The organism is Pedococcus sp. P2_D9, assembly GCF_056404275.1.
The window spans coordinates 559,621-575,305 of record NZ_JBFUEI010000004.1 but is presented as its reverse complement, the minus strand read 5'-3'; the positions used below and the strand labels follow the sequence as shown (position 1 = coordinate 575,305).

General features: G+C 70.4%; 15 protein-coding genes. 13 read left to right on the top strand and 2 right to left on the bottom strand.

The window, feature by feature from the left end; genetic code table 11:
* Nucleotides 1-23 precede the first annotated feature (23 nt).
* The 8 genes from rho to prmC all read left to right on the top strand — a co-directional run bounded on the left by rho (nucleotide 24) and on the right by prmC (nucleotide 9,672).
* A complete protein-coding gene (gene rho / locus AC1DXJ_RS10070) occupies nucleotides 24-2,141 on the top strand; it encodes a transcription termination factor Rho (RefSeq protein ID WP_477615616.1) in 2,118 nt (705 codons plus the stop codon).
* Between the two features lie 180 nt (nucleotides 2,142-2,321).
* On the top strand, nucleotides 2,322-2,705 hold the full coding sequence (locus AC1DXJ_RS10065) for a response regulator transcription factor (RefSeq protein WP_477615594.1): 384 nt from the start codon (nucleotides 2,322-2,324) through the stop codon (nucleotides 2,703-2,705).
* The gene (locus AC1DXJ_RS10060; RefSeq protein WP_477615593.1) at nucleotides 2,702-3,754 is read left to right on the top strand and encodes a HEAT repeat domain-containing protein; all 1,053 of its coding nucleotides are present in this window, start codon (nucleotides 2,702-2,704) and stop codon (nucleotides 3,752-3,754) included. The genes AC1DXJ_RS10065 and AC1DXJ_RS10060 overlap by 4 nt, the downstream gene beginning before the upstream one ends.
* Nucleotides 3,751-5,199 (top strand): glycosyltransferase family 2 protein, encoded by a 1,449-nt coding sequence (locus tag AC1DXJ_RS10055; protein WP_477615592.1) that lies wholly within the window; start codon nucleotides 3,751-3,753, stop codon nucleotides 5,197-5,199. Before AC1DXJ_RS10060 ends, AC1DXJ_RS10055 begins: the two co-directional genes overlap by 4 nt.
* Complete coding sequence (locus tag AC1DXJ_RS10050; RefSeq protein ID WP_477636874.1) at nucleotides 5,196-7,265, top strand: sensor histidine kinase; 2,070 nt, start codon at nucleotides 5,196-5,198, stop codon at nucleotides 7,263-7,265. The genes AC1DXJ_RS10055 and AC1DXJ_RS10050 overlap by 4 nt, the downstream gene beginning before the upstream one ends.
* Before the next feature lie 109 nt (nucleotides 7,266-7,374).
* Nucleotides 7,375-7,599, top strand: a complete 225-nt coding sequence (gene rpmE / locus AC1DXJ_RS10045; protein WP_179420590.1) for a 50S ribosomal protein L31 — start codon at nucleotides 7,375-7,377, stop codon at nucleotides 7,597-7,599.
* A 133-nt stretch (nucleotides 7,600-7,732) separates the two neighbouring features.
* Nucleotides 7,733-8,818 carry a peptide chain release factor 1 gene (gene prfA / locus AC1DXJ_RS10040; RefSeq protein WP_477615590.1) on the top strand — a complete coding sequence of 362 codons (1,086 nt, stop codon included), beginning with the start codon at nucleotides 7,733-7,735 and terminating at the stop codon, nucleotides 8,816-8,818.
* A complete protein-coding gene (prmC, locus tag AC1DXJ_RS10035; protein ID WP_477615589.1) occupies nucleotides 8,815-9,672 on the top strand; it encodes a peptide chain release factor N(5)-glutamine methyltransferase in 858 nt (285 codons plus the stop codon). Before prfA ends, prmC begins: the two co-directional genes overlap by 4 nt.
* Before the next feature lie 53 nt (nucleotides 9,673-9,725).
* Here prmC and AC1DXJ_RS10030 read toward each other — a convergent pair whose 3' ends face one another.
* Nucleotides 9,726-10,832, bottom strand: coding sequence for a class I SAM-dependent methyltransferase (locus AC1DXJ_RS10030; RefSeq protein WP_477636873.1), 1,107 nt, complete (start codon nucleotides 10,830-10,832; stop codon nucleotides 9,726-9,728).
* Nucleotides 10,833-10,914: 82 nt separating this feature from the next.
* Between AC1DXJ_RS10030 and AC1DXJ_RS10025 the strand changes: the two genes are divergently transcribed.
* Genes AC1DXJ_RS10025 through AC1DXJ_RS10015 form a run of 3 tightly spaced genes read left to right on the top strand, consistent with a single transcriptional unit; the run spans nucleotide 10,915 to nucleotide 14,098 of the window.
* The gene (locus AC1DXJ_RS10025) at nucleotides 10,915-11,664 is read left to right on the top strand and encodes an L-threonylcarbamoyladenylate synthase (protein WP_477615587.1); all 750 of its coding nucleotides are present in this window, start codon (nucleotides 10,915-10,917) and stop codon (nucleotides 11,662-11,664) included.
* Nucleotides 11,654-12,934, top strand: a complete 1,281-nt coding sequence (locus tag AC1DXJ_RS10020) for a serine hydroxymethyltransferase (protein WP_477615586.1) — start codon at nucleotides 11,654-11,656, stop codon at nucleotides 12,932-12,934. The genes AC1DXJ_RS10025 and AC1DXJ_RS10020 overlap by 11 nt, the downstream gene beginning before the upstream one ends.
* Nucleotides 12,935-12,970: 36 nt before the next feature.
* Nucleotides 12,971-14,098, top strand: coding sequence for an MraY family glycosyltransferase (locus AC1DXJ_RS10015; protein WP_477615585.1), 1,128 nt, complete (start codon nucleotides 12,971-12,973; stop codon nucleotides 14,096-14,098).
* Here the strand turns inward: AC1DXJ_RS10015 and AC1DXJ_RS10010 are convergent, their stop codons facing one another.
* On the bottom strand, nucleotides 14,099-14,722 hold the full coding sequence (locus AC1DXJ_RS10010) for a GNAT family N-acetyltransferase (protein ID WP_477615584.1): 624 nt from the start codon (nucleotides 14,720-14,722) through the stop codon (nucleotides 14,099-14,101).
* 198 nt (nucleotides 14,723-14,920) lie between these two features.
* On the opposite strand from AC1DXJ_RS10010, the gene AC1DXJ_RS10005 reads away from it, so the two are divergent.
* Both AC1DXJ_RS10005 and AC1DXJ_RS10000 read left to right on the top strand, forming a co-directional pair.
* Nucleotides 14,921-15,373, top strand: a complete 453-nt coding sequence (locus AC1DXJ_RS10005; protein ID WP_477615583.1) for a hypothetical protein — start codon at nucleotides 14,921-14,923, stop codon at nucleotides 15,371-15,373.
* Between the two features lie 15 nt (nucleotides 15,374-15,388).
* Nucleotides 15,389-15,646 (top strand): AtpZ/AtpI family protein, encoded by a 258-nt coding sequence (locus AC1DXJ_RS10000; RefSeq protein WP_477615582.1) that lies wholly within the window; start codon nucleotides 15,389-15,391, stop codon nucleotides 15,644-15,646.
* Nucleotides 15,647-15,685: the final 39 nt, after the last annotated feature.

Below are 15,685 nucleotides of genomic sequence, written 5' to 3'. Positions count from 1 at the left end.
GCCGCTCCGGCGCACTGAGCACCATGAAGGTTGCCGAGCTCCAGGGCCTGGCCGCCAGCATGGGCATCACCGGCACCGCCAAGATGCGCAAGGGTGACCTCGTCACCGCCATCAAGGACCGCCAGTCCGGAGCAGGAGCGCCGGCACGCCGGACCGCCCCGCAGCAGGAGCGTCCGGCCCGGGCCGAGGCGCCCGCCACCGACCAGCAGGCCGGCAGTGAGCAGCAGTCAGGGCAGGAGTCGGGCCCGCAGTCCCGCACCGCGCGCGGCGACCGTGCCGAGCGCGGCGACCGCGCCGACCGCGCCGACCGTGCCGAGCAGGGCGACCGCGCCGACCGTGCCGAGCAGGGCGACCGCGCCGAGCAGGGCGAGCAGGGCGACCGGGACGAGCGCCCACAGGGCGAGCGCCCGAACCGCAACCGGGCCGACCGGGCAGCGCGCCTGCAGGCTCAGCGCCAGAACCGCGAAGGCGCGCGCGACGGCGACCAGCAGGACCGTGGACCGGACCGCGACCAGCAGGACCGTGGACCGGACCGCGACCAGGTGGGCCGCGACCAGAACCGTGACCAGAACCGCGACCAGGACCGGGACCAGAACCGGGACCAGAACCGGGACGCAGCACAGGCCCGCGACAACCGCGACGACCGTTTCCAGGGTGACCGACGCGAGCGTCAGCAGGCCGACCGACAGAACCGCGACGACCGTTTCCAGGGCGACCGGGACAACCGGGACAACCGCGACGACCGCGACGACCGGGGTGGCCGCCAACAGGGCGGGGCGGCCGGTCAGGGCCAGCAGGGCGGCCAGCGCAACCAGGGTCAGCAGGGTCAGCAGGGCCAGCAGGACCAGCAGGGCTACGACGACGACGGCGACGGCCGCGGCGGACGTCGCCGCAACCGCAACCGGAACCGCAACCGTGACAAGCGCGGGCAGCGCGGCGACTACGGCAGCGACTACGAGAACGAGCCGATGGTCGAGGAGGACGACGTCCTCGTGCCCGTCGCGGGCATCCTCGACGTGCTCGACAACTACGCCTTCGTCCGCACCTCCGGCTACCTGCCGGGCCCCGGCGACGTCTACGTCCCGCTCGGCATGGTCAAGAAGAACGGCATGCGCAAGGGTGACGCGGTCACCGGTGCCGTGAAGGCCCAGCGCGAGGACTCCCAGCAGAACCAGCGGCAGAAGTTCAACGCGCTGGTGCGCCTCGACACCGTCAACGGGATGACCCCCGACGATGCCCGCAAGCGGGTCGAGTTCGGCAAGCTCACGCCGCTGTACCCCCAGCAGCGCCTGCGCCTCGAGACCGAGCCGGGCATCCTCACCACCCGCGTGATCGACCTCGTCGCGCCGATCGGCAAGGGCCAGCGCGGCCTCATCGTCGCCCCGGCCAAGGCCGGCAAGACGATGGTCATGCAGGCCATCGCGAACGCCATCACGACGAACAACCCCGAGTGCCACCTGATGGTCGTGCTCGTGGACGAGCGTCCCGAGGAAGTCACCGACATGCAGCGCGCGGTCAAGGGTGAGGTCATCTCCTCGACCTTCGACCGACCCGCCGAGGACCACACGACGGTCGCCGAGCTCGCGATCGAGCGGGCCAAGCGTCTCGTCGAGATGGGCCACGACGTGGTCGTGCTGCTCGACTCGATCACCAAGCTGGGTCGCGCCTACAACCTCTCCGCCCCGGCTAGCGGGCGCATCCTGTCCGGTGGTGTCGACTCCGCGGCGCTCTACCCGCCGAAGAAGTTCTTCGGGGCCGCGCGCAACATCGAGAACGGCGGTTCGCTGACGATCCTCGCGACCGCCCTCGTCGAGACCGGGTCCCGCATGGACGAGGTCATCTTCGAGGAGTTCAAGGGCACCGGGAACATGGAGCTCAAGCTCGACCGTGGTCTGGCCAACCGCAGGATCTTCCCTGCGGTCGACATCAACAACTCAGGCACCCGCAAGGAGGAGATCCTCCTGTCGGGCGACGAGCTCAAGATCATGTGGAAGCTCCGGAGGGTCTTGGCCGCGCTCGACCAGCAGCAGGGGATCGAGCTCCTGATCGACCGGCTCAAGAAGACCAAGAGCAACATGGAGTTCCTCATCCAGGTCCAGCAGAACTCGTCCATCCGCCTGGATGACGGCGACAAGGACTGACTCCGACCGGACTTGTCGGCACGACAGCCGGCCTGACAACCGGCACGACAGCCGGCACGACAAACGGCACGACAACGGGCTGGGGTCCGCCACCAGGTGGTGTCGGACCCCAGTTGCGTGTCTCACGGCCTAGCATGGGTACGCGCACCACCAACTGCACGACGACCGAAGGGAATGGCAGTGACCGCGGCAGAGGCAATCCGAGTGCTCGTCGCTGACGACGACCCGGATATTCGCGATCTCGTCGAGTTCAAACTCACCCAAGCCGGTTATGCCGTGCAGGCTGTTCCCGACGGACTGAGCGCCTGGGAGGCGTTCCAGGCCGAGGCGCCGGCGCTCGTCATCCTCGACGTGATGATGCCCGGCCTCTCGGGCATCGACGTCCTGCGCAAGATCCGGGACAGCGGTGCCGCCACCGTCCCGGTCCTGTTGCTCAGCGCGAAGTCGCGAGACAGCGACGTCGACACCGGCTTCGCCGTCGGCGCCGACGACTACGTCATCAAGCCATTCAGTCCACGAGAGCTGTTGCACCGGGTCAACGGGATCCTGGCGCGCGTCCGGTGACCCGGCACGACCTGCTGTGGGCCTCCTCAGCTCTGGTCCTGCTGGCCTGTCTTGCCCTGGTGCTGCTCATCGTGCTCACCAAGGTGTCGCGCACCGTCCGCGAGCGACGCACCGCTGAGCTCGTCGCACCCCATCGTGCGCACCTGCTCGCTGTCGCCTCCGGTGAGGACGATGACGGGAGCCATCGTGACGCCCTCATGGAGGTGGACGGTCCCGCCCGCGAGGCAGTGGATGACGTCGTCCTCGAGCTCCTGGGCAAGGTGCGCGGGGTCCCGGCAGAGGAGCTGGCGTCGGTGCTCCTCGTCCATGGCGCCGTGGACCGCGCACCCCACGACCTGCGCGACCGCAGCACCCTGCGTCGGGCACGGGCGGCGCACATCCTCGGCCTGTGCCATGTGGGCACGGCGCTGCCGCTGCTCGTCCAGGCGCTCGGCGACCCCGCGCCAGAGGTCCGCGTCGCCGCGACCAGGGCCCTGGGCCGGCTCGGCGAGCCGACGGCGTCGGCCGCCCTGCTCGTGGCCGTCGGGGCCGAGCGCGTGGTCCCGGCCGGGCCCGCTGCTGACGCCCTCGAAGGAATGGGGGTCGGCATCTCCGGATCGCTGGTGAACGCCCTGTCGGCGAGCAGCCCGACCACTCGCACGGTCGCGGCATACCTCAGCGGGGAGGGCAGCTTCTCGCGGTCCCTGGACGCGCTGCGCGTCGCCCTGGCGAGCGACGACGACCACACCGTGCGTGAGGCGGCGGCGGTCGCCCTCGGACGGATGGGCCGGGCCGAGGACGTGGCGGGGCTCCTGCGCCAGACCGCAGCGGACCGGCCACGATCACTGCGTCGGGCTTGCGCCGCGGCCTTGGGTGAGCTCGGCGAACCCTCTGCCGTCGACGGTCTGGGCGAGCTGCTGGGCGACCCGGATCCGCGGTTGGCCGAGATGGCGGCCACCTCGCTCCTTGCCCTGGGCCCGGCCGGGCGTGCCGTGCTCGAGTCGGCGCCGACCAACGCGTCTGTCGAGACGGCACTGGCCCTGGCCCGCCTGAAGGGGAGCGCGGCGTGAGCTGGGAGGGCTCCGTCGACGGCCTCCGGGCCGCGGTGGTCTGGGTGATGGACTTCAGCTCGGTGCCGATCCTTGTCTACTTCGCGGTCATCAACCTCTCCTACCTCCTGCTGATCGTCCTGGCCAGCATCGACTTCCGGGCCCAGCACCGCCGTCGCGAGGCCGTGGTCGAGACCTTCGGTGGTGCGCTGACCCCGGGGGTCTCACTCCTCGTGCCGGCCCACAACGAGGAGATGGGCATCGTGACCTCGGTGCAGGCGCTGCTCTCACTGCGCTATCCCCGGCACGAGGTGGTCGTCGTCGACGACGGCAGCTCCGACGCGACCTTCGAGCGACTGCGCGCGGCCTTCGACCTGGTCCCCATCCCGCGCGAGATCCCGCAGGACGTCCCGATCCGGGCGCGGATCATCGACGTGCACGTGCCCCGTGACGGTCGGACCCGGCTGCTCGTGGTGCGCAAGGAGAACTCCGGCCGGTCCGAGGCGATCAACGTGGCCCTCAACGCGGCCACCGAACCACTCGTCGCCATGATCGACGCCGACTCCATCCTCGAGCCCGACGCCCTGCTCCGGGTGACGCAGCCATTCGCCGACGACCCGATCCGCATGGTGGCGGCCGGGGGTGCCATCCGGCCCGTCAACGGCAGTCGGGTCGTCTCCGGGCGCATCGTCAAGGTCCAGATGCCGAAGCCGTGGCTGGCCCGCATCCAGGTGGTCGAGTACCTCCGCGCGTTCCTGCTCGGCCGGACCGGGTGGTCGCGTTTCGGGGCCCTCATCCTGATCAGCGGGGCGTTCGGCCTGTTCCGCCGCGACGTCGTCGTCGAGGTCGGTGGGCTCGACCCCGACAGCATCGGTGAGGACTTCGAGCTGGTCCTGCGCATCCACCGCAAGCTGCACGACGAGAAACGCGACTACCGCGTCGGGTTCGTCCCGGAGCCGGTCCTGTGGACCGAGGTCCCCTCGACCTTCTCGGTGCTGCGCAACCAACGGCGACGCTGGCACCGCGGGCTGTGGGAGACCCTGTGGGCCTACCGCGGCATGCTGCTGCGGCCCCGCTACGGCAAGGTCGGCCTGATCGCGTTGCCCTACTACTGGGTCTTCGAGCTCTTCGCCCCGCTGCTGGAGTTCTTTGGCATCATCATCGTGCCGCTCGCGCTGGTCCTCGGCGTGGTCAACATCCCCTACGCGCTGCTGTTCCTCGCGCTGGCCTACGGTCTCGCGGTCCTCGTGACGCTGTCGGCCATGGCCGCCGAGGAGTGGTCGTTCCACCGTCACGAACGGTGGCGCGACCTCGGGCTCACCCTGGTCGCGTCGGTGCTGGAGAACGTCGGCTACCGCCAGCTCACCGTGTGGTGGCGCCTCGAGGGCTGGTGGGCGAGCTTGCGGCGCAAGAAGCAGGTGTGGGGTGTGATGACCCGCACCGGCTTCGGCGAGGCGGGCGAGTGACCAAGCTCGGCAGCCGTTCGGTCTCCGGACAGCTCAGGGTCCTCGGGCTCTCGCTGGTCCTGTTGTTCCCCATCGTCGCGATCGCGTCGCTCTCGAACATCACCAGCCAGAGTCGCGACGTCCAGGCGCTGACGCTGTCCTACGGCCCCGCCTTCGACGCCAACAACGCCGTCCTCATCGAGATGACCGAGGCCAACGCCGGGTGGAGCCAGCTGATCGGCGGCTCCGCCCCGCTGACGCGCTACGACCTCAAGCGCGAGCCGGTCTCCGCGGACCTCGCCACCATCGAGCGCGCCCTGAGGTCCCCGACGATCCGCGCCGAGACCCGCTCGACGTATGCCGCGTTGCTGGGCACTCAGCGCGCTGCCGTCGACGCGTGGTTCAAGGCGGCGCGGGCAGCCGAGGTCGGCGCGCAGGGCACCCCGTCGGCGCGCAGCGTCCTCGAGGCCGACGCGATCGACCGGTTCCGGCAGTTCCGCGCCAGCAACCGGGGTCTGCACGAGGAAATCCGACTCGAGCGGGACGCGGCTCGGGAGGGCGCGCGGGACTCGGTCCAGAGGATCGTGGCGATCGCGGCCGGCACCATGGTGCTGGCCATGGCCATCGTGCTCGGTGGGTGGCGGCTGCTGGAGCGATCGGTCAGCGGCCCGCTGGAGCGGTTGCGATCGGTCGTCGAGCGCCAGCGTGACGGTGACCGCGACGCCCTGGCCGACGTCGAAACCGGCGCCGCGGAAGTTCGCGGACTGGCTGCCGACTTCAACGGACTGACCCGCTCCAACCAGGTGCTCCAGGAGCAGCAGTCGGTCGTCCTGCTCGCCCACCAGCTGGTGCTCGACGTCGCCCGGGTGGTGCACGGGGCGCCGGACATCGACTCCGCCCTGCACACCGTCTGCGCGATGCTCGGGCAGGGCCTGTCCGTCGACCGGATCATGCTCTACACCCACGACGAGTCGGGGGTGATCGACCAGCGGACCCAGTGGCACCGTGACGACCTGCCCGACCTCGGGGCGCTGCCACCATCCCTCGCCGGCGAGGTCAAGGAAGTCGGGGACGAGCTGCGCCGCGAAGCCACCGTGTTCGTCCTCTCGGACTTCCTCCACGCAGAGGTCCAGACACAGGACCGCGCCGGGCGGTTCTACCGCGCCACCGGCGCCAAGTCGCTCCTCATGGTGCCCGTGGGCATCGGCGAGCAGGGCCTGGGCGTGTTGTCCCTGATGACGGTCGACACCCCGAGGCGCTGGCGCCGCTACGAGATCCAGGCAGTCCAGCAGTGTGCGGGCTACGTCGCCCAGTCCATCGTCGACCTTCGGCTGCGCGAGATGCGCGAGGCGCAGGTCGACCAGCTCACCGCACTCGACCGGCAGAAGACCGACTTCATGGCCACCGTGTCCCACGAGCTGCGGACGCCGCTGACCTCCATCAACGGCTACCTCGAGCTCCTCGAGGACGGTGACTTCGGCGACCTCTCCACGGCACAACGTGGTGCCCTCGACATCATCGGACGCAACGCCAGCAGGTTGCGCGGCCTCATCGAGGACCTCCTCGTGCTCAACAAGATCGAGGCCACCGGGTTGCAGTCCTCGGTCGAGGAAGTCGCCGTGGACGAGCTGGTGGCGGACGTCGCCGACATGCTGCGCCCCGTGGCCGACGCGGCCGGCGTCACGCTGGTCGTCGAACCCATCGACCCCCAGCTCCTGATCCGGGTCGACCGGGGTCAGCTGGAGCGCAGCCTCATCAACCTCGGGTCGAACGCGGTCAAGTTCACCAGGTCCGGCGGGCAGGCAACCATCGGCGCAGCGGAAGCCAACGGTCGCGTCGTCGTCACGGTGGCCGACACCGGCATCGGCATCCCCGAGGGGGACCTGCCGCAGCTGTTCGGCCGCTTCTTCCGCGCCTCGAACGCCACAGCCGCCGCGATCCCCGGCACGGGTCTGGGGCTGGCAATCGTGCGGGCCATCGTCGAGGGCCACGGTGGCGAGCTGTCCATCGACTCGGTCGAGGGCGAGGGCACCGTCATCCGGGTGGCCCTGCCGACGGGGAATGTCGGCACCCTGTCCACCGTTTAGGAGATGTGCGCCGCTCTCTGGCACACTTGACTGCTGACCGGTTCACGGCATGGACACGTCCAGGGCAACCCGCCCAGCCGACCCGGCCACATGACTCAAGGAGCACGTTTTGCAGAAGGACATCCACCCCGAGTACGTCGAGACCACGGTCACCTGTACCTGTGGGTCCACGTTCACCACTCGCAGCACCGCGACCTCCGGCCAGATCCGCGCCGAGGTGTGCTCGCAGTGCCACCCGTTCTACACCGGCAAGCAGAAGATCCTCGACACCGGTGGCCGCGTGGCCCGGTTCGAGGCCCGCTACGGCAAGAAGGCTGCTGCCGAGAGCAAGTAGCTTTCCCGATGCGCCGGTCCTGACCTCTGGGGTCAGGGCCGGCGCATTGCTTTCCCCGCCTCGCCGTCCCTGCCACGTCGCCGTCCGCGCACCACCACCCGGCACCACCACCCGCACGACCTCAGGAGCCCTCATGTTGGAGTCCGCTGCAGCGCTCGTCCAGGAGCATGCCGACCTCGAGAAGCAGCTGGCGGATCCCGAGGTCTTCGGCGACCAGAACCTGGTCCGCAAGCTGAACAAGAGGTATGCCGCGCTGGCGCCGACCGTCGCGGCATACCACGCGTGGCATGCTGCGACCGACGACTTGGCGGCTGCGCGCGAGCTCGCCAAGGAGGACGAGGGTTTCGCCGCCGAGGTGCCCGGGCTCGAGGCACGTCTCACCCAGACCGAGGACACCCTCCGCAGGCTGCTCATCCCGCGCGACCCCGACGACGACCGCGACGTGATCCTCGAGGTGAAGGCCGGTGAGGGTGGCGAGGAGTCGGCCCTGTTCGCCGGCGACCTGTTGCGGATGTACCTGCGGTTCGCTGAGCGGCGCGGGTGGAAGACCGAGGTCATCGACGCGACCGAGTCCGACCTGGGCGGCTACAAGGACGTGCAGGTGGCGGTGAAGGCCAAGGGCACGCCGGCGCTGGGGGAGGGCCCCTGGGCGAGGCTGAAGTACGAGGGCGGCGTGCACCGCGTGCAGCGGGTGCCCGTCACGGAGAGCCAGGGCCGGATCCACACGTCCGCGGCCGGGGTCCTGGTCATGCCCGAGGCGGAGGAGGTCGAGGTCACCATCGACGCCAACGACCTCAAGATCGACGTCTACCGCTCGTCCGGGCCCGGCGGCCAGTCGGTCAACACAACCGACTCGGCTGTGCGGATCACCCACCTGCCGACGGGGGTGGTGGTGTCCTGCCAGAACGAGAAGAGCCAGCTCCAGAACAAGGAGTCGGCGATGCGGGTGCTGCGCGCTCGGCTCCACGCTGTCGCCAAGGAGGCCGCCGACGCCGAGGCGAGTGCGGCCCGACGGAGCCAGATCCGCACGGTCGACCGCTCGGAGCGGATCCGCACCTACAACTTCCCCGAGAACCGGCTGTCCGACCACCGCACGGGCTTCAAGTCCTACAACCTCGACGCCGTGCTCGACGGCGACCTCGAGGCAGTGGTCCAGTCCGCCGTCGACGCCGACGAGGCCGCGCAGATGGCGGCCGTCGCCGAGGGCGCCGGTCAGTGACGACCTTGCGATCGGAGGTCGTGCGGGCCACGGCTGAGCTCGCCGAGGAGGGTGTGCCCTCGCCCGAGGCGGACGCCGTCGCCCTGGCCGCGTTCGCCCTCGGCAGCGATGTCGCGGAGGTCAGGCGTCGCATGGTGATGCTCGACGAGGCCGATCCCGGTTTCCTCGATCGCTACGCAGGTCTGGTCGCGGAACGTGGTGCACGGATCCCGTTGCAACACCTGACCGGGCGGGCGGGGTTCCGCCGGCTCGAGCTCAGCGTGGGGCCCGGCGTCTTCGTGCCGCGGCCCGAGACCGAGTTCGTCGCCGGGCTGGCCATCGACGCCGCACTCGCACTGGAGGCGCCGCTGGTGGTGGACCTGTGCACCGGTTCGGGCGCGATCGCGCTCGCGGTCGCCGACGAGGTGCCGGCCGCGACCGTGTATGCCGTGGAGCTGGGTCGCGAGGCGCACGCCTGGGCCGAGCGCAACGTCGCCGACTCCGGCCTCGCGGTCGACCTGCGTCAGGGCGACGCCACCGAGGCCCTCCCCGAGCTGGAGGGGACGGTCGACGTGGTCGTGTCGAACCCGGCCTACATCCCGCTCGGCATGGTGCCGCTCGATCCCGAGGTCCGCGACCACGATCCCGAGCTCGCGCTCTATGGCGGCAGCGAGGACGGTCTTGCCATCCCCCTGGCTGTGGCGGCGCGCGCGGCTGTGCTGCTGCGCCACGGTGGGTTGCTGGTCATCGAGCACGCCGACAGCCAGGGAGTCACGCTGCCGGGTGCCCTGCGCCGGACCGGCGAGTGGACCGAGGTGGCCGACCACGACGACCTGACCGGTCGTCCGCGAGCCACCACCGCCATCCGGGCCTGACCCCGGCGCCGCGGCCCGGGTCGCAACGACAGCCCCGTCCGACCCGACGGCCGTCAGCGCAACAGGTAGAACCGCCAGAACCCGAAGTCCTCGATCGGCAGCACCTCGAGGGAGCTGAAGCCGGCCTGCTCGGCATAGCGACGAAGGGTCGAGGGACGCATCACCGTGCCCGTGCCGACGCTGTCGTGGCCGGACATGCCGTCGGGCAGGCAGATCAGCAGGCTGTAGCCGTACATGACGCGCTCGAGCTCGTCGCCGTCCGGCGCGAACTCCTCGGCGACTGCCTCGTCCATCACCACCATGAAGCCGTTCGGCGCGAGCGAGGCCCGCGCGGCGGCCAGCACCTCCACCGGGCGGGGCATGTCGTGGACGCACTCGAAGGCGAACGCCGCGGTGAACTGCCCCACCGGCATACCTGCGGCGTCACCGGCCGTGAACGTGACCCGGTCGGCCACGCCCTGCTCCGCGGCGTTGGCGGTGGCCATCGCCACCGAAGGGGCGTCGATGTCGTACCCGTGGACCGTGGCGCCGGGATAGGCCTTGGCCAGCGCGATGCTGGACCAGCCGGCCCCGCAGCCGACATCGGCGATCGTTGCCCCGGGAGCCGACAGGGGATCGTGCACGGACGGGACCGCGGCCAGGGCGTCAGCGAGCCGCAGCTCGTACCACGGCCGGTTGGCATCGGCCTGGGACTCACGGGCATCGGTCCCGAGCTGGTCCCAGCTCACCCCACCGCCGTGACGGTAGGCGTCGAGCAACCCGCCGAGCTGCGGACCCACGGCCGCGAACATGCGCRCCACGGGAGCCAGGTAGCTCAGGCTGCTCTCGTCCGTCAGCACCTCCTGGGCGGCCGCCGGGATCGAGTAGACGCGGGAGTCAGGGTCGTCGTCGGGGCGGTCGAGGGCCAGCAGGCCCGTCACGGCCTGCTGCTCCAGCCACTCGCGCGCGTACCGTGGGTGGGTGCCGGTGCGTTCGGCGAGGTCCGGTGCCGTGGCCGGTCCGTCAGCAGCGAGGGTGCGGTACCAGCCGAGCCGGTCGCCGAGGTAGATGGACATGATGTCGGCGGTGCCGAGCAGGGCCCCGAAGATCCGTTCGGCGAGCTCGTCGGTGGTCGGAGTCGTCGGCGGGGGCGTCGTGGGGGGCAAGGTGGTGTTGCTCATCCCGACATGGTGCCGCCGCTCGTGGGGCCCTGCCCTCGGCCACCTGACGTACTGACCTGCGACGGGTCCTAGGCTGGCGAGCATGAGTCCGGTCTATGACTGCAGCACCGAAGAAGGCCGTGTCGAGGGCGTCGCCAAGGCGGTCGAGGCGGTCCGCGCCGGGGAGATCGTCGTCCTGCCCACCGACACGGTCTACGGCGTCGGTGCCGACGCGTTCTCGGCCGAGGCGGTGGCGTCCCTGCTAGCTGCGAAGGGACGCGGTCGCGAGATGCCTCCGCCGGTGCTGGTGCCCAGCGTGCGCACCGTCGACGGGCTGGCGACCGACGTGCCGGCCTGGGCGCGCGACCTGATCCGCGAGTTCTGGCCAGGGCCACTCACCCTGGTCTTCAAGGCCCAGTCCTCGCTGATGTGGGACCTGGGCGAGACCAACGGCACCGTCGCGCTGCGGATGCCCCAGGACGACATCGCGCTCGCAGTGCTGAGCGAGGTGGGGCCGATGGCGGTGACGAGCGCCAACCTCACCGGCCAGCCGGCGGCCACGACCGTCACGGCGGCGGCCTCCCAGCTCGGTGCGGCCGTGACCGTCTACCTCGACGGCGGGCCGACCACGAGCACCGAGGTGTCGACGATCCTGGACTGCACCGGCGAGGAGTTCGTCCTGCTCAGGGCGGGAGCCATCACTGTCGAGCAGATCAGGGCCGTGCTCGAGACCGAGGACGCCTCGGAGGACGACGCGTCGGGCACCCCCGAGGACGCACACGACGAGGCAATAGAGTTGCCTGCGGATCCCACCGTCGACAGCCCCCTGCCAGGAGACACCCATGAGCGCTGACACCTTCTACGGTTCCGACTTCGGTGCCCTCGAGTCGTTCGATCCCGAGATCGCGGGGGTGCTCGTTTCCGAGCTCGACCGCATCCGCGGAGGTCTCCAGCTGATCGCGTCGGAGAACATGTCGAGCCCCCGGGTGCTCACGGCACTGGGCTCCACGCTGTCCAACAAGTACGCCGAGGGCTACCCGGGTCGCCGCTACTACGGCGGCTGCTCCGAGGTCGACAAGGCCGAGATCCTCGCGATCGAGCGGTGCAAGGCCCTGTTCGACGCCGACCACGCCAACGTCCAGGCGCACTCCGGCGCCAGCGCCAACCAGGCGGTCTACGGCGCGTTCATGCAACCCGGCGACACCATCCTCGCGATGGCCCTGCCGATGGGCGGCCACCTCACGCACGGCACCAAGGTGTCCTTCTCCGGCAAGTGGTTCAATGCCGTGCACTACGGCGTCGACAAGCAGACCGAGAACATCGACTACGCCGAGGTCGAGCGCCTCGCCAAGGAGCACCGACCCAAGGTCATCCTCGCCGGCGGGTCGGCGATCCCACGGCTCATCGACTTCGAGTTCTTCCGCAAGCTGGCCGACGAGATCGGCGCGATCTTCTGGGTCGACGCCGCCCACTTCATCGGCCTCGTCGCAGGCAAGGCGATCCCCAGCCCCGTGCCCTACGCCGACGTCGTCAGCTTCACGACCCACAAGGTGCTGCGCGGACCACGCTCGGGCGCTCTCGTCTGCAAGGAGGAGCACGCGGCCAAGCTCGACAAGGCCGTCTTCCCGATGATGCAGGGCGGCCCCCAGATGCACACGATCGCGGCCAAGGCGGTCAACTTCAAGGAGTGCGCGACTCCTGAGTACCAGGCCTACGCCAAGCAGGTCATCGAGAACGCCTCTGTCCTCGCGACCTCGCTGGGTGAGCGGGGGATCCGTCCGACGACCGGCGGCACGGACACCCACCTGAGCCTGCACGACCTCCAGGGTGTGGGCGTCACCGGCGCCGACGCCGAGGCGCGGGCCGACGCCGCGGGCATCGTCCTCAACAAGAACGCCATCCCGTTCGACCCGCAGAAGCCCAACATCGCCAGCGGCATCCGCGTCGGCACGCCGTGCGTGACCACCCAGGGCATGGGCACCGACGAGATGCGCGAGATCGCCGAGCTGATCGCCAAGGCCGTCACGGAGGGTGACGCCGACCCCGACCACGCCGTCTCCAAGGAGGTCCGCGCCAGTGTCACGGACCTCGTCACCAGGTTCCCGGCCTACCCTCGAGGCTGAGTCCCGACCCACCCGAGCTCTGGGAGACACGCCTAGGTGCGCGAGTACCTCCTCGTCCTGATGGTCGCCGCGGTGATCACGTATGCCGCGACGCCGCTGATGCGCGCTGTCGCGGTGCGGACGGGCGCCTTCACGCCGGTGCGTGACCGGGATGTCCACTCGACCCCGATCCCGCGGCTCGGGGGAGTGGCGATCTACCTGGGGTTCGCCGCCTCGATGGTCGCGGCGAGCCACCTGCCGTTCCTCGGCCAGGTCTTCCGGCTGGGGCCAGAGCTCCGGGGGGTGCTCGTGGGCGCCGGCATAGTCTGCGTGATCGGCGCGATCGACGACATCCGTGAGATGGACTGGTTGACCAAGATGGGCGGCCAGATGATCGCCGCGGGGATCATGGCCTTCAGCGGGGTGCTGCTCTACCAGCTGCCGATCGGCGGCGTGACCGTGCTCCCGCAGCCGATCATGGTGGGGCTGACGGTCTTTGCCGTCGTGCTGTTCACGAACGCGGTCAACTTCATCGACGGGCTCGACGGGCTGGCCGCCGGCGTCGTCGTGATCGCGGGTGCGGCGTTCTTCATCTACAGCTACGGCATCTCGCGCAGCTACGACCCGCCCAACGTCTTCTCGTCGGCGACCCTCATCTCGGCGGCGCTGATCGGCTGCTGCGTCGGGTTCCTCCCCCACAACTACCACCCGGCCCGGCTCTTCATGGGCGACTCGGGCGCCCTGCTGCTCGGGCTGCTGCTCGCCGCCGCGACGATCTCCACCACCGGAAACGTCACGCCCGCGCAGGTGAGCACGAACCCTGTCGCGGCGACCCTGTTGCCGCTGGTGGTCCCCGCGGCGATCATCCTGCTGCCCCTGGTCGACATCCTGCTGGCCGTGGTCCGCCGGACCCGGCGCGGCGAGCGACCGTGGCACCCGGACAAGCAGCACCTGCACCATCGCATGCTCCAGCTCGGTCACGGTCACCGCCGCGCGGTGTTCCTCCTGTGGCTGTGGGCCGCGGTCGCCGCGCTCGGGTCGGTGAGCTTCATCTTCATCGACGACGCCAGGGTCGCCGGCGGGGGAGTGCTGGCCGCCGTCGTCGTCACCGGGGTGCTGACCATCTGGCTGCCCCGCTGGTCCGTCCCGGGACACCGCCCGAAGCTGACTGACGCCGCCGGCTAGCTAGCCGCCCGGCATACCCAGTCGTCGTTCGAGGCCGGCCCGCACGGACGGCCACTCCTGCGCCAGCACGCTGAAGACCACCGTGTCGCGGAAGCTGCCGTCAGCGCGCTTGGTGTGCCGTCGCAGGATGCCCTCACGGGTGGCGCCGAGCTTGGCGATGGCCGCCTGCGAGCGCAGGTTGACCGCGTCGGTCTGGATCTTGACCCGACCGAACCCGCAGTCGAACGAGTGTCCCAGCAGCAGCAGCTTGCACTCGGGGTTGACCTGGGTGCCCCACCACCGGGACGCGTACATCGTCCAGCCGAGGTGCACCCGCTCGTTGGCGAGGTCGACGTCGCCGAGCGAGGAGGTGCCCACGATCGTGCCGGCCTCGCCGAGCCCACCCTCGCCTGTGAGCCGGACCGTGTATGCCGTGCGGCCGGCAGCGCGTGCCGCGATGTTCCCGGCGGTGTCCGCGCGGGTGGCGGCGAGGTCGGCCGGGGGCGGTCGCATGATGAAGCCCTGGTCGTAGACGGCCGGGTCGGTGTAGACCGCGTGCAGGCCTTCCGCGTCGCCGGGCGCCATCACGTCGAGGCGGACGAACCGGCCCGGGAGGGCGTCACCGGTCGGGGGAGTGGCTGACATGTCGGCAGGCTATCGGTGCCCGGAATCCCGTCACAGCCAAGGAGATCCGTGCCACGTGACGCGCGGCGGCATCCGGGCACGGACCCCCGGTAGCGGGGTCCAAACGCTTGTGATACCTTTCACAAGCACCCCAAGGAGGGTGCAGACCACCCCGTTCGCCAGGCACCGCAGCCCCGACGAATCAGGCAGGCCAGATCGATGAGCGAAGCTCCGCAGACCGACCGCGACCCGTTCGCGGTAATGCTGCGTGGGGCCTTCCTGCCGACGTTGGCCGTCGGACCAGTTGCCGTCGTCGTGGCGGCGGTCGTGGGCGGTGGCAAGGCGGCCCTGGGCGCTGCCCTCGGCTTCGCGATCGCCATGGTCTTCTTCGCCCTCGGCCTGCTGGTCATGCGCCGCCTGGGTGGGGCGTCAGACCCCCTGCGCTTCCTCGCCAGCGCCCTGGCCGTCTTCATGGGCCAGATGATCTTCCTGCTGCTCGTCATCATCGCGCTGCAGGACGCGTCCTGGCTGGACGGCACCGCCTTCGGTGTCGCCGTCCTCGCCGTCGCGCTGGTGTGGCAGGTGTTCCAGGTGATCGCCTTCGTCCGTTCCCGCAGGCTTGCTTTCGACGCACCGCAGGAAACCGGGCAGGATGGGGGCTCGGCCACATGACCATGGGAGCTCACCGTGACCACACCCTCCTCGCAGCCGTCGCCGGAGTCCCGGCAGACGCCGCTGCAGCAGGCAGACTCGGGTCATCAGCGGCTCGACGAAGCACGGATGTGGAACGTCGTGTCCTACCTCATCACCGGGCCGGCGATGTTCGGCGCGGCAGGGTGGGGACTGGACCGCTGGCTGGGCACGACGTGGCTGGTTGCCGTGGGGATCGTGGGTGGGATGGCCCTGTCGCTGTACCTCGTGTGGTTCCGGTACGGTACGCAATGACTTCCGCAGGTCAGCTCCCCCCTGTGTATGCCGGGCCCG